Here is a 13,948-nt window from a genome sequence, read left to right on the forward strand (position 1 = left end):
CTAGACCTTTTCGGACTGCGCCTCGGCGTTCAGCCGGGCGGAAGCCAGCTGGTTGATGCGGCCGCGGCACAGGTACCAGCCGCCGATCAGCATCGGAATGATGACAACCAGCGAAGCGATGGTCCAGGTACCCACGGGGTTGTCGAAGGCCATCATGACCAGCACCGCGGCAAGGAACGCCAGCGTCACCCAGCCGGAGACCGGAGCGAATGGCATGCGGAAGCTCGGGCGCTGCATTTCGCCGGCACGGACCTTTTTCACCAGCGCCATTTGGCACAGCACGATCATGCCCCAGGAGGCGATGATGCCGACGGCGGCGAAGTTCAGCACGATCTCGAATGCCGCGGCCGGAACCACAGCGTTCAGCACCACGCCGAGCACTGCCACCGCAGCGGTGATCACGATGCCGCCGTACGGGACGCCGGAACGGTTCATGCGTCCGGCGAAGCGCGGAGCCGAGCCGTTCAGAGACATCGAGCGCATGATGCGGCCGGTGGAATACAGGCCGGCATTCAGCGAGGACAAAGCCGCGGTGAGCACCACCAGGTTCATCACCACGTCCATGCCCTTCACCCCGATGGAGCCGAAGAACGTCACGAACGGCGACTCCCCGGCCGAGTAGGCGGTGTACGGCAGCAGCAGGGAGAGCAGCACCAGCGAACCGACGTAGAACACTGCGATGCGGATGATCACGGTATTGATCGCCTTGGGCATGACCTTCTCCGGGTTGGCGGTTTCGCCGGCCGCGGTGCCGATCAGCTCAATGGACGCGTAGGAGAAAACCACACCCTGCATCAGCACCAGCACCGGCAGCAGCCCGTTGGGCAGCAGCCCGCCGTTCTCGGAGATGATCGAGAAGCCGACCTCGTGGCCGTCGACCGGGGTGCCGAAGAAGACGAAGTAGCAGCCGATGATCAGGAAGGAGACCAGCGCGACCACCTTGATCAGGGCAAACCAGAACTCCATCTCGCCGAAGACCTTGACCGAGATCAGGTTCATGGTCAGCACCAGGGCCAGGGCGGCCAGCGCCCACAGCCACTGCGGGACCGAACCGATCCATTCCACGTACTTGCCGAAGAACGCCATGTACAGCGCGACGGCGGTGATGTCCACGATGGCGGTCATGACCCAGTTCAGCCAGTACAGCCAGCCGGTGGCGAAGGCCGCCTTCTCGCCGTAGAACTCGCGGGCGTAGGACACAAACGATCCGGTGGACGGCCGGTGCATGACCAGCTCGCCCAGCGCACGCAGGATCAGGAAGGCGAAGAAGCCGCAGACCGCGTAGCTGATGACGATGCCGGGACCGGCCTGGGCCAGGCGCCCTCCGGCGCCCATGAACAGGCCGGTGCCGATGGCGCCGCCAATGGCGATCATCTGCATCTGCCGTGGGGACAAGCCCTTGTGGTAGTCGGAGTCGCCGGCAGTCAGCGCCGCCTCGGGGGTGGTTTTCTCCATAGGGTTCCTTTTTAGTCGGAGAGGTTGGCCAAACGCTCTGGGGAGAGCAGCTCGTTCAGGTCTTCGGCGGACAGCAGGCCGCGTTCAAGCACCAGCTCGGCCACGCCGCGGCCGGTGTGCAGCGCCTCCATGGCGATGGCGGTGGATGCGGAGTAGCCCAGGCGCGGGTTCAGCGCGGTGACCAGGCCGATGGAGTTCTCCACCTCGCGGCGCAGCGCGTCCTCGTCCACGGTGATGCCGTCGATGCAGCGGGTGGCCAAGGTCAGGCAGCCGTTGGTCAGGTGCTTGAGCGACAGGCCGATCGAATGCGCGATCACCGGTTCGAAGGCGTTCAGCTGCAGCTGGCCGCCCTCGGCCGCCATGGTCACGGTCAAATCGTGGCCCACCACCTGGTAGGCGATCTGGTTCACGACCTCCGGGATCACCGGGTTGACCTTGCCGGGCATGATCGAGGAGCCGGACTGCACAGCCGGCAGGTGCAGGTCGTTCAGGCCCGCGCGCGGACCGGAGGAGAGCAGGCGCAGGTCGTTGCAGATCTTGGAGATCTTCAGCGCCACGCGCTTGAGCACGCCTGACAGGTGCACGAAGGCTCCCACGTCGCTGGTGGCCTCGATCAAATCCGGGCTGGTGGTCAGCGGCAGGCCGGTCAGCTCGCGCAGGTGGCGGCACGCGGCCTCGGCATAGCCGGCCGGGGCGTTCAGCCCGGTGCCGATCGCGGTGGCGCCCAGATTGATCTCGGTAACCAGCGACAGCGATTCGGCCAGGCGGGCCCGGTCCTCGCCCAGGGTGACGGCCCAGCCGCCGAACTCCTGGCCCACGGTCATCGGCACCGCGTCCTGCAGCTGGGTGCGGCCCATCTTGACCACGGTGCGGAATTCCTCGGCCTTGGCCAGGCAGGAATCCTGCAGCACCTTCATGGCTTCCAGCAGCGGCTGGGTGGCGAAGTGGGTGGCGATATTGACAGCAGTCGGGTACGCGTCATTGGTCGACTGCGAGAGGTTCACGTGGTCGTTCGGGTGCAGGTACTGGTACTCGCCCTTGGCGTGGCCCATGATTTCCAGCGCCAGGTTGGCGATGACCTCGTTGGCGTTCATGTTGGTGCTGGTGCCGGCGCCGCCCTGGATCGGGTCGATGATGAACTGCTCGTGCAGCTCGCCGGCCACGATGCGCTCGCAGGCGGCGTCGATGGCCGCGGCGCGCTCGGCGTCCAGCAGCCCCAGCTCGTGGTTCGCGCGGGCCGCTGCCTGCTTCACACGCGCCAGTGCGCGGATCAGGTACGGGTTGCCGGAGAGCTGGGTCCCGGTGATGTCGAAGTTGTGCTTGGCGCGCAGGGTGTGCACGCCCCAATAGGCCTCGGCTGGGATGTCGAGGTCGCCGATCAGATCATGCTCTACGCGGGTGGCGGCGAGCTGAGACTGGATCATGGGGATATTTCTCCTGTAATGGATGGGTGTTTCTAGAGTGCGGCCAGGCGGCCGACGGGCTTTCCCCCGCCCAGAGCGGGGCTTGAAAGCAGATCTTCAGGCACGCGAACGTGCGCCGCGAGCAGGGCTGCGGTGATCGGCATGCGGGCGCGGTCGCCGCCGTCGGCGATCTTCACTGCCAGCGCGGTGCCGTCGGGCAGGGCGACGGCCTGGATGCCCTCGAACCCGTCCTTGGCGATGGCGCCGGGAACCTCGCGCATCAGCGCGGTGACGTCGCGGCCCTCGCCGGCCACCAGCTCCGGGTAGGCGCGCATGGCGGCGGCGACGCGGCCCTCCGGGGTACCCTGCGCGGCGGAGGCGAGCCGAGCGAAGCCGCGGGCCAGCGCCGGCAGTGAGAGCAGGTAGACCGGGGTGCCGCAGCCGTCGGTGCTCTGCCCGGCGATGTCCTCGCCGGTGAGCTCCTCGACGGTTTCGCGCAGCAGCTGCAACAGCGGGTGGCCTTCGCAAAGGTAGCTTTCCAGATCCCAGCCCTTGAGCTTGCACAGCGCCAGCAGCGCCGCGTGCTTGCCGGAGCAGTTCTGCGCCAGCTGGGTGGCGGAGCCGCCGGCGGCCAGCCAAGCGGCCTGCTCGGCGGTGCCGTAGGGCAAGTCGGTGGAGTTGCCCAGGGCCTGGAGGGACAGCCCGGCCGCTTCGAGGGTGGAGCGGGCGACGTCCTGGTGGCGCTGCGAGCCCGAGTGGCTGGCGGCGGCCAGGGCGATCTGCTCGTCGCTCAACTCCAGGCCGGCACGCAGCAGGCCCACGGCGAACAGCGGCTTGAGCGCCGAGCGCGGATAGTACAGCGCCTGGGTGTCGCCGCGGCTTTCAAGCACCGAGCCGTCGGGGCCCAGCACCACGGCCGAGCCGTAGTGGATGGATTCGATGGCGTCCCCGCGGGTGGCACCTACCAGGGGGACGTGCTGCGGCAGGCCGTGGGCGGCCAGCGCATGCAGGTCCGGCAGTTGGGTTTCGATGCGGGTCACTTGCTGCTCCTGACGATGGTGGTGATGGCGTGGTGCACGGCGCTGAGGTGTCCGTTCATGGCTTGCGCGGCGGCGTCCGGATCCTGGTCGGCGATGGCCTGGACGATGAGGCGGTGCTCCTCGTTGGACGGGCCGGTGCGGCCGGCAACCAGGTTGACGGTCTCGGACTGGCGCGACATGGCTTCGCGGATGTCGCTGACGATTTTGGTGAACACCGAGTTGTCGCTGGCCAAGGCGATGGCGGCGTGGAACGCCGCGTCCAGCTCGACCCAGGCTGCCGGATCGTCTTCGTGCTCCATCTGGTCCAGCAGCCCGCGCAGCCGTTCGAGGTCTTCGGCGGTGCGCCGGCTGGCGGCCAGGGACGCGGCGGGGATCTCGATGTGCGGGCGGGCCTCATGCAGGTCGTCCGAGGAGAAGGTGCCCAGCTTGAGCTCGCGGGTGGGGCGGTGGGAGATTACGAAGGTGCCGCGCCCGGTCTCCGTGCGGGTGAGTCCCAGGGTGGCGCAGGACCGCAGGGCTTCGCGGATGACCGATCGGCTCACGCCGTAGTCCGCGGCGAGGCTCGCCTCGGATCCCAGCTTGGTGCCGAGCGGGATTTCCTGGGCTTCGATGGCCGCGCGCAGGGAGAGGAAAACTGCTTCCGCAGCGGAGCGGCGTTCAATGGGTTGCTGTCCGGGTGTCCAGCTGTCTGACAGGTTCACGAGTACGAGTCTTGCAGTGTAGAGCTCGTGAGTCAAGGAGCCGCTCTTGGCGGGCTGCTGAATACCCGAGGGGCGATGTTGCGCTTGGGGGACTGCAGCATCGCCGACGTGGATCGGTGCTTGGGGGACACCGGTCCTCGTCCCTCACGTTCGAGGCGCTCGGGCATCTACAGCTTAGTATCTTCGAGCAACTTTTGGGATACCCGTACGGGTGTTCTATCCGGAGGAAACGGGTCCACAGCCCTGACTTGCGTTTTGTCCGATGAGCATTGATGGACATCACACCGCACGTCGAAGACCGGTGTTGCAATGCCGTGACCATAAGCTAAGTGCTCCGTACCGCGTTCCGGACAGACGCCGGTGAGGATCTTCGCGCCGCGGAGAGAGCTGGGCAAATCAAACGAAGGGCGAGACAAGTGAAGCACTCTCGCTGGGGACCGCGCCTGAGGACTTCCTGACCGCTTCTTGTGCCACCCGTGCTGGCAGAGCAGTGTTGGCTGTGAACACCTAGAGGAAAGGAAAAGCCGATGGCTGATTTGTCCAGTAAAAAGGTTCTCGTTCTGGTCTCCAATCGTGGCGCTGAGCAAGACGAATTGACCAGTCCGGTCGAATCGCTTCGGTCTGCCGGAGCAAACGTCAAGGTCGCTGCTCCCAGGAAGGAGAAGATCCAAACCTTGGTGGGAGATTGGGACCAGGGCAAGATTCTCGAAGCTGACATGGCTTTGGAGACCGTGGACGAGCAGGAATTCGACCTGCTGCTGATCCCTGGGGGAACGCTCAATGCGGATAATCTGCGTCTTGACGACGAGGCGCAGCGCATTGTCCAGTCCTTCGCCGCCACCGGACGGCCGGTGGCTTCGATCTGCCACGGTCCGTGGCTGCTTGTGGAAACCGGGCTTGTCCGGGACAAGACGTTGACTTCGTATAAGTCAATTAAGACAGACGTGGTCAACGCTGGCGGACAGTGGGTGGACGAGGAAGTTTTCCGGTGCTCGGCGCAAAATTTCGTTCTCATCACTTCGCGCAACCCTGGAGATCTGGAAGCGTTCAATGCCGCGATCATCGAGGAGCTCGGTGCTTAATCGGCCCTGGACAACTAACGCGAGCAAGGTATAGAAATCCCGAAGGAGCTTTTCAATGAAGAACAACAAGTTCGACAAACAAAGCGAAACAGAGAAGGACGCCGCGGGTGGGGCATCAAGTCAGGAAAAGGCGGCTTCCTCTAACCCCGACCCTCTGGAACAGACAATCACTGGCTTGGAACCGGGTGGCGGAGTGCCGCCCGGAGAAACACCGCCGGCAGAAGGATCGATGAGCGGGGACCAAGGGCACGAAGAGTAGACACTTCGGGGACTGCGGCCTTCCAGCAGCTTCGGACACCTCACGGTTCGGTTGCCGGGAGAAAACGCTTCCCCGAACGCAGGGGTGTTTCTCCTGCGGAAGTCCGTTGTGTCTCTGAGTGGCAGTGACGATGCAGACTTCGAGATTGCAGACTGCGCCTCTGGGCAAGTCAAGACTTGCCCCGAGGCGCAGTCTGCCAAGGGATGCGTTCGAGCTCTCCAGACCAGATGCGATTCTGGGCAGTGCCGGTTCAAGGGCTTTCGATTGCTTCCTTCGACTTGGCGATCGCAAACCCCCAGGCATCAGACGCAGTCGTCTTCGGCGGCAAGGATATCTCCTGAGGATTGGTACGGATGTCGAGCAGATACGGTCCATCGCTGGCAAGCGCTGCATCAATGGAAGCCGCGATGTCTTCGGGCTTCGTGACCAGCTGGGAATTAATGCCCATTGCATGTGCGACTTGGGAGAGATCGGGATTGTCCAGCTCCGTGCCGAATTCCTCGAGACCGCCCTGTTCCTGCTCAAGCTTGACCATTCCCAGACGGCCGTTGTTGTAGACGATGAACTTCACCGGGAGCTTGTAGGTCACGGCTGTCCGCAGATCTCCGAGCAGCATCATCAGTCCGCCGTCGCCGCAGTTGGCGATGACCTGCCGCGAACGATCCAACGCCTGCGCCCCTAGAGCTTGAGGCATGGCGTTGGCCATGGAGCCCAAATTGAAGGACCCAAGCAGGCGCCGTTCGCCCCGCATCTCTATGAACCGCGACAACCAAACCGTTGACATTCCCGTGTCGACGGTGAATATCGCGTCGCGGGCTGCTTTCTGGTCCAGCTGGGCAGCGACTGCTTCCGGACGAATGAACTCCTCCGGGTTCTCCACCAGGCTACGGACTTTTCCCACCAGACCGCGGTCGCGATCCGGGTCGGTGATCCTGCCCTGGCGTTCCAACCAGCGCTCGTATTGCTTGCGGATCGATGCCAGATGCTTGTCCGCGCGTCCGGCTGGTAGTTTCGGCAACAGTTGTTTCAAGGACGGCTCGACATGCCCGACCAGCGCGTGCGAAACCTGGGTGCGACGGCCAATGTGCTCGGCACGCATATCCAGCTGGATGACCGTCTTCCCGCTGGGGTACCAGTCCCTGTACGGAAAATCGGTTCCGATCATGAATACTACATCTGCTTCGTCCAATGCAGCGGCCGCTGCGGGGTTGCCGATCAGGCCGGTCTGCCCTACCTGATAGTTGTTCTCCGATTCCAAGCTTTCCTTGGCCTTGAGCGTCAGCACCATGGGAGCTTGCAAGCGTTCGGCAAGTTCGAGGATCTCGGCGCGTGCTTCGCGCGCACCCATCCCGACCAGCAAGGTGACTTTCTGGGCATCCTGCAATACCTGGGCGGCCTCATCAATCTGTCGCAGCGGCGCAGCGGCTTGCGCCGCCTGCGGGGTGAACTTGGCCGGGCGGACGTTCTTTTCGAGCTTCATGCCGCCCACGTTCCCCGGCACGGTCAGCACGGCCACACCGCGGTTCGAGATGGCGGCGTTGACAGCCTGTTCCAGAAGCTGCGGCATTTGGTCGGCCGAGGTGACTGTCTGCGCGAAGACCGCTACGTCGCTGAATAGAAGATCGTTGTTGACCTCTTGGAAGAAACTGCTGCCAATTTCCGAGGTAGGCACTTGGCCGCAAATGGCCAAGACCGGGGCATGGGACTTCTTGGCATCATAGAGACCGTTGAGCAGATGGATCGATCCCGGGCCCACCGTTCCCATGCACAGCCCAAGACGCCCTGTCAGCTGGGCTTGCGCACCGGCTGCAAACGCAGCGGCTTCCTCGTGTCGTACGCCAACCCACTCCATGGAAGGTTCTTCACGGATTGCGTCGGTCAGCGGGTTAAGAGCATCGCCGACAACACCCCAGGCGTGGGTGACGCCGTATTCCGCGAGGGACTCGACAATAGCTTTACTGACTGTCTTCATGTCTTTCCTTTCCGCAACAAGGACAACGTGGACAATGGATAGCCGCAGTCTTGGACAGATTCGGAAAACTCCGATTCTTGTCTGCTTCCCGACGGACCGAAGACCTCTCTTCCAGGGAAGCTGTGCTTTATCCACCAATTTCATCGTGGCACAACGATCCGCGGGTCGCAGGTGCGTTCAGCCTTTCCACATACTGGCCGGGCGAAAGCTGCGGAAGGTACAAAAAAGCCTGCCGCCGATGGCGACAGGCTATCTGATTTAAGCGTCGATTATGGAATGGTGATGACCTGGCCGGCGTAGGCCAGACCGCCGCCGAAGGCGAACAACAGGGCCTTGGACCCCGAAGGCAGCGGCTCGTCCGAAGCCATCAGCTTGGACAGCGCCAGCGGCACCGAAGCGGCCGAGGTGTTTCCGGAGTAGACGATGTCGGTGGCTACGCGGGCATTCGGCGCACCGATCTTCTCGGCCAGCGGCTCGATGATCCGCAAGTTGGCCTGGTGCAGGATGATGCCGTCGATTTCCTCGGGCTGCAGTCCGGCGCGCTCGATGATCTGCGAGGCGATCTTCGGCAGCTGGGTCACGGTCCAGCGGTAGACGCTCTGGCCGTTCTGCGCGAACTTCATGTCGTTCTCGGCTTCGATGCGCACGGCATCCGACAGCGAAGGCACCGAACCCCATACCGCAGGGGAAATCGCATTCTCCTCGGAAGCTGTCACGACAAACGCGCCGGCGCCGTCGGCGGTCAGCACGCAGGTGGTGCGGTCGGTGAAGTCGGTGTAATCGGTCAGCATTTCCGCGCCGATGACCAGGACGTTGGTCGCGGTGCCTGCGGCGATGGCACCCTGGGCCAGGCCCACAGCGTGCGTAAAGCCCGAGCAGGCAGCATTGATGTCCATCGTGGCTGGACCCTGGTTCATCTCAAGGGCGTTGGCGACGCGGGCGGCCATGTTCGGCGAACGGTCGGTCGCGGTGCACGTCGCCAGCACGATCATGTCGATGTCCTGGGCGGTGATGCCCTCGGCATTGTCCAGCGCCATTTTGGCGGCCTTGACGGCCATGGAATCGACGGTCTCGACTCCGGTGCCCCAACGGCGTTCCTCGATGCCTACGCGGCGCACAATCCATTCGTCGCTGGTCTCCACGAGCTTTTCCAGCTCGGTGTTTGGCACGATGCGCTCTGGCTGGAAGTGGCCAAAAGCGACGACTTTGCTGCCGGTCATGGATGTTGCTCCTTGGTGGATTAAATGCTGCCTCCATTAAGGTTAGTCGTTTTGCACGCTACTTGCCGTTCACATGCTCAAGATGGCATATATTTTGCGAAAATTCGCGGGAAATCGGCGCTTCTCGTTCGTTATACGAGAATCCAAGCATTCCGGGCCTCTTCATATGTCGTCGACGTGGAGTTCACCCGGATGTCAGCGGCGGCCGCTGCAATGGAGGGAAAGCAGTACGGAGGGAGGGGAGAAAAATGGATCAACTGACAATTGTGCACCTGAGCGACACCCATCTCACCGGGAATGCCCGGCTGCTGTACGGGACAATCGATCCGTGGCGCCGGCTGGCCCGGGCATTTGGCGCCGCGGAGCAGCTGAAACCCGACGCGCTGGTGCTGACCGGGGACGTGGCCGACCGCGGAGCCGCGATCCACTCGGATGCGGCCAGGATCCTGGCCGAGGCGCAGTACCTGCTGGGCTGCCCGATCATCACGATTCCCGGGAACCACGATCCCGCCGGATCGATCGGCCCGCTGTTCAACACCACGAGGTTGTCCACCGGACCGCATCCGGCCAATACCGTGCACGACATCGACGGGCTGCGCATCATCGGACTGGACAGCGGCGGATTCCAGCAGGCCCAAGGCCGGATCGATGCCTCCCAGCGGGCCTGGCTCGATCGGCTGCTGTCCGTCGCCGCACCCAAGGGAACGGTTGTGCTGCTCCACCATCCGCCACTGGAATCCTTCTCCGCCGCCCTAGCCGGGCGCGGGCTGGAGAATCCCGAAGCATTGGCAGCACTGGTCGCGGGAAGCGACGTGCGCGCGATCCTGTGCGGGCACTACCACCAGAGTGGAGCCAGCCAGCTGCTGAACACCCCGGTGTTCATGGCGCCGGCAACCTCCTACAACATGAACCCCTTCGCCCCGACGGAGGTCGTCCAGGAGGACTGCGCTTGGTTCTCGGTGCTGCGCATCAGCGCCCAATGCGTGGTGTCGGTGCCTGCGTCCACCGAGCAGATGCGCCCGTCGCAGGAACGAACCGAAACCTATCTCGCCCTGCGGGGCCGCTGAACCTACGACAAACCGCGTTGCCCCGAAAGCGCCCACGAAGGAAGAACAATGACTGCAACAACGATCGTCTTGATCCGCCATGGCCAAACCGAATGGAACCGCGCGCAGCGGCTGCACGGCCGCAGCGACCTGCCGTTGAATGCCACCGGCATCGCCCAGGCCCACTCGCTGGCGGCCGAATTGTCCTGCGATGGTCCGTGGGATGCCGTCTATTCGTCGCCGTTGTTCCGGGCCTGCCAAAGCGCGCAGATCCTGGCCGATGCGCTGGGGATCGCCAAGGTCCAGGAGAACCCGGAACTGATGGAACGCGACTTCGGCGAGTCCGAGGGCCGCCTGGTGAAGGGCCTGGATGATGAACAGCGCCGCCTGCTCATGGAGGTGGGCGAACCCGAGGACCATCTGGTGCAGCGCGGGGTGAACGCCCTGTTCAAGATTTCAGTGCAGCATCCGCAGCAGCGGGTGCTGGTGGTCAGCCACGGGGCCTGGATCGGCTCGGTGCTGACCGCGCTGAGCGGTGAAGCGCATCCGCCGCTGGCCAATGCGCAGATGATCGAGCTCGATCCTGCGCTGTTGGGCAACTTTGTCGCGCGAGAGCCGTTGTGGCACTAGCTGCCGGACTCAACGGGTTCGGGTTCTCGAACTCGGTTCGGATCGTTCCTTGCCGCTCTGCATGAATGCTCTGCAGGCTTTGCTATCGTGCTGGCTGGCTTTGTTTCAAGAGTTCCACCAAGCGTTCGGTGTCCCCGTCGGTCCACTGGCCAGAGGGAAGGATCTGCGCCCATGCTCGGACCGGCACCTGCCCGAATTCGTGTCCCTGGCCATCGGGTATCCCGGAGGCCACCTGGTCCAGCAATAGCTGGAGACCGGTCACCACGGGAATCCAAACCATTGCCGATGGAATATTCCCCGGCCGCTGGCCGGCACGCAGCCAATCCGGCTTGGAAATGAAGACTTCGACATCTCCCCAGCTGATGGGGTCGTTGGAATGCTGGAGATAGCCGATCCGGCTCTCGCCCCACGTGCCAGAACCCGGCCAGTGGACCCCGTCGGCGGAGAACCTGACAATGTCCCCGTTTTCGTAGACAGGGAGGACCGCGGGGCTGCCCGGATCGCGTTCATCGGTGAAGCGCTGCCAGAGCCGGTTGCCGGCGGCTGGGCCGACAAAGAGCGCACCATCGGTGCGCGTCGCGAAATCCTGAGCGCCGCTGAAGGCAGCCTCCGCACCGAAGGACCCCAGCGATTCCCCGCTGACCAGCAGTTTTGGGCGTTCCTTGGTCGGCAGCTGCACCCAGTGCCGATACACGGCGTCGAACAGCAGGCGTCCGGCGTCTTGTGCCCGTGAGGAGTCCATGAGGAATGACATCCAGCTGGGAAGGTAGGAATACTGCATGCTGACCGTCGCCGTATCGCCGCCCCACATGTACTCCAGCGCCTGGATCTGGTTCTCGTTCACCCAGCCGCGTCCCGTGCCGGTGGCCACGTTGAGCACCGCGCGGTTGAATGCGCCGGTGCGCCGCAGCTCCTCAACCGCCAGCGCGGCCCGGGCCGCGAGCTCCGTGTTGCCGTCCTTTCCGGCCCCGGCATAGACACGGATGGGCTGTTTGGCATCCTTGCCGGAGAACGCCGCCACCGACGAGCTGTTGGGGGTGTTGGAAATGAATAGGCGCCCTTGGCGTCCCAAATCGGCCCAGCTGACCGAAGACCCGGGTCCCGCAGACAGTTCGGGATTATGGGGCGGTTGCAGGTCGGTGAGGAATTCGTCATTGATCGACAGGAACAGGTTGTCCAACGATCCGGCGACGCGCTGCACCACTGCCCGGTTGCCGACCATCGCCAACCCCAGCACCATGGCCGCCACGACGATGACCGCCGCGACGCGCCGTGGCAATACCTTGTCCACGATTTCAATGAGTGCCAGGGAAATCTTGCGAATGAATCGGCAGATGACCAGCAGCAGCGCCAGGAGAACCACACCCACCAGCACGACGTACACCAGCGACCCCGCAGATTGGTGCGGCATCGCCAACTGCTCTCGCTGGTCGTTCTGCCAGAGTTGGTAGAACACCAGCCCGGCGGCCGACAGCACCACGCCGAGCACTGCGGCGGCCTTCCCTGCGGTACGCGGGGCAGGATTCGCTTGCGGCGCTTCAGAATGAATCTCCGGCGACGAGGCATCCTGCTGCCCAGCGGCCCGGGGTTCCTGCGACGCGCTCTTCGAAGAGACCAAGAGCCACCGGATCAGCGCTCCTGCCGCATATCCCAGCAGCGCGGCCAGGGCGCAGAGCACTCCCTGGAATACCGCGGTGCGCGGCAGCATGGACGGGGTCAGCGAAAGCAGCGCCAGTGCCAGCGCGCCCAACGCAGGGATCCAGTGCATGCGCCAGGGTTTGAGAACCGGCAGCCGCTCGGCCATGTGGTGCCTCCGTAGGTCCGGGCCGGCCTGCGGTGTTGCCGTCCAGCTCCTGGAATTGAAGTCTAGGGGGCTTCGGCGTATTTCGTGCGAGTATGACTTGTGATGCACGAAATCCGGCGGACGGGTCTCATCTCCCGCCGCCGGCATTCGTTGATTTTTAGGGGCTACAGCGAGCGCAGCAGCACCGCGGTGCCCTGGCCGCCGCCGCCGCAGATGCCCACGGCACCCAGCGAACCGGCCGGCAATTCCTGCAGCTGGCGTGCCAGGGTGCCCACGATGCGGGCGCCGGAGGCGCCGATCGGGTGGCCCAGTGCAATCGCGCCGCCGTGCGGGTTCACGATCTCGGGGTCGATGCCCAGCGCCGCGGTGGACTGCACCGCTACGGCCGCGAAGGCCTCGTTGATTTCCACGACCTTCAAGTCCTCGGCCTTTTCGCCGGCACGCTGCAGCGCGGCGCGGATGGCGTTCGACGGCTGCTCGTGCAGCGTGCGGTCAGGTCCGGCGACAAACGCGTGGGAAACGATCTCCGCCATCGGGGTCAGGCCCAGGCGCTCGACTGCGGCGTCGCTGGCCAGCACCACGGCCGCGGCGCCGTCGGTGATCTGCGAGGAGTTCCCGGCGGTGATGGTGCCATCCTTGGCGAAGGCCGGGCGCAGCCCGCCCAGGGACTCGATGGTGGTGGACTCGCGCACGCCGTCGTCCTCGGAATACACGGTGTCGCCCTTGCGCGTGGAGATGGTGAACGGAGCGATCTCCCCGGCCAGGAACTCGCGGGAGGCGGCGGCACGCTGATGCGATGCGGCGGCGACGGCGTCCTGGGACTCGCGGGTCATGGACAGCTTGGCATTGTGCTCCTCGGTGGAGGCGCCCATGGAGCGTTGCTCGGCGGCATCGGTCAAGCCGTCGTACTCCAGGGTGTCGATCAGCTCGATCGCGCCGTACTTGGTGCCGGCGCGGGCGCGCTGCACGTGCGGGGCCAGCGACATGGACTCCTGGCCGATGGCCAGCACCACGTCCACCTCGCCGCTGGCAATCAGGCGCTCGCCGGCCACCACGGCCTCGGCGCCGGAGAGGCACACCGCGTTGACCGCGATGGCCGGGACGTTCAGCGGGACGCCGGCTCCGACGGCGGACTGGCGGGCAGGATTCTGGCCTGCGCCGCCCTGCAGCACCTGGCCGGCGACGACGCGCTGGACCTCGGAAGGGTCAACGCCTGCACGCTCCAGCGCGGCCTTGGCGGCATGGGCGCCCAGCGCGGTTCCCGGCACGGAGGCCAGGGCCCCGTTGAACTTCATGAACGGGGTGCGGGCATAGCCTACGATCTTGACGGTCATTC

General features: G+C 64.6%; 12 protein-coding genes. 4 read left to right on the forward strand and 8 right to left on the reverse strand.

What is annotated here, in order from left to right:
- From RF641_RS05950 to RF641_RS05965, 4 genes are read right to left on the reverse strand one after another with little or no spacing between them, the layout of a single operon-like run.
- Window positions 1–1,455 (reverse strand): amino acid permease, encoded by a 1,455-nt coding sequence (locus tag RF641_RS05950; RefSeq protein WP_424572767.1) that lies wholly within the window; start codon window positions 1,453–1,455, stop codon window positions 1–3.
- Between the two features lie 11 nt (window positions 1,456–1,466).
- Window positions 1,467–2,879 carry an aspartate ammonia-lyase gene (locus RF641_RS05955; protein ID WP_047120151.1) on the reverse strand — a complete coding sequence of 471 codons (1,413 nt, stop codon included), beginning with the start codon at window positions 2,877–2,879 and terminating at the stop codon, window positions 1,467–1,469.
- Between the two features lie 32 nt (window positions 2,880–2,911).
- Window positions 2,912–3,898 carry an asparaginase gene (locus tag RF641_RS05960; RefSeq protein ID WP_424572768.1) on the reverse strand — a complete coding sequence of 329 codons (987 nt, stop codon included), beginning with the start codon at window positions 3,896–3,898 and terminating at the stop codon, window positions 2,912–2,914.
- The gene (locus RF641_RS05965; protein WP_047120150.1) at window positions 3,895–4,599 is read right to left on the reverse strand and encodes a FadR/GntR family transcriptional regulator; all 705 of its coding nucleotides are present in this window, start codon (window positions 4,597–4,599) and stop codon (window positions 3,895–3,897) included. The genes RF641_RS05960 and RF641_RS05965 overlap by 4 nt, the downstream gene beginning before the upstream one ends.
- A 527-nt stretch (window positions 4,600–5,126) precedes the next feature.
- On the opposite strand from RF641_RS05965, the gene RF641_RS05970 reads away from it, so the two are divergent.
- Both RF641_RS05970 and RF641_RS05975 read left to right on the forward strand, forming a co-directional pair.
- Window positions 5,127–5,681, forward strand: coding sequence for a type 1 glutamine amidotransferase domain-containing protein (locus RF641_RS05970; RefSeq protein ID WP_047120149.1), 555 nt, complete (start codon window positions 5,127–5,129; stop codon window positions 5,679–5,681).
- Window positions 5,682–5,736: 55 nt separating this feature from the next.
- Window positions 5,737–5,940, forward strand: a complete 204-nt coding sequence (locus RF641_RS05975; protein WP_113607019.1) for a DUF6480 family protein — start codon at window positions 5,737–5,739, stop codon at window positions 5,938–5,940.
- A 250-nt stretch (window positions 5,941–6,190) separates the two neighbouring features.
- Here the strand turns inward: RF641_RS05975 and RF641_RS05980 are convergent, their stop codons facing one another.
- Both RF641_RS05980 and RF641_RS05985 read right to left on the reverse strand, forming a co-directional pair.
- Complete coding sequence (locus tag RF641_RS05980; RefSeq protein ID WP_424572769.1) at window positions 6,191–7,912, reverse strand: thiamine pyrophosphate-dependent enzyme; 1,722 nt, start codon at window positions 7,910–7,912, stop codon at window positions 6,191–6,193.
- Window positions 7,913–8,181: 269 nt separating this feature from the next.
- On the reverse strand, window positions 8,182–9,132 hold the full coding sequence (locus tag RF641_RS05985) for a beta-ketoacyl-ACP synthase III (protein WP_047120146.1): 951 nt from the start codon (window positions 9,130–9,132) through the stop codon (window positions 8,182–8,184).
- Between the two features lie 248 nt (window positions 9,133–9,380).
- On the opposite strand from RF641_RS05985, the gene RF641_RS05990 reads away from it, so the two are divergent.
- Window positions 9,381–10,199, forward strand: a complete 819-nt coding sequence (locus RF641_RS05990) for a metallophosphoesterase family protein (RefSeq protein WP_424572770.1) — start codon at window positions 9,381–9,383, stop codon at window positions 10,197–10,199.
- Window positions 10,200–10,247: 48 nt separating this feature from the next.
- Window positions 10,248–10,808, forward strand: coding sequence for a histidine phosphatase family protein (locus RF641_RS05995; RefSeq protein ID WP_120991045.1), 561 nt, complete (start codon window positions 10,248–10,250; stop codon window positions 10,806–10,808).
- Between the two features lie 82 nt (window positions 10,809–10,890).
- Here RF641_RS05995 and RF641_RS06000 read toward each other — a convergent pair whose 3' ends face one another.
- The gene (locus RF641_RS06000; protein ID WP_424572771.1) at window positions 10,891–12,612 is read right to left on the reverse strand and encodes an alpha/beta-hydrolase family protein; all 1,722 of its coding nucleotides are present in this window, start codon (window positions 12,610–12,612) and stop codon (window positions 10,891–10,893) included.
- A gap of 164 nt (window positions 12,613–12,776) precedes the next feature.
- On the reverse strand, window positions 12,777–13,946 hold the full coding sequence (locus RF641_RS06005; protein WP_120991041.1) for an acetyl-CoA C-acyltransferase: 1,170 nt from the start codon (window positions 13,944–13,946) through the stop codon (window positions 12,777–12,779).
- Window positions 13,947–13,948 lie beyond the last annotated feature (2 nt).

This window comes from Arthrobacter sp. 'calajunan' (assembly GCF_046940185.1).
Lineage (GTDB): Bacteria > Actinomycetota > Actinomycetes > Actinomycetales > Micrococcaceae > Glutamicibacter > Glutamicibacter soli.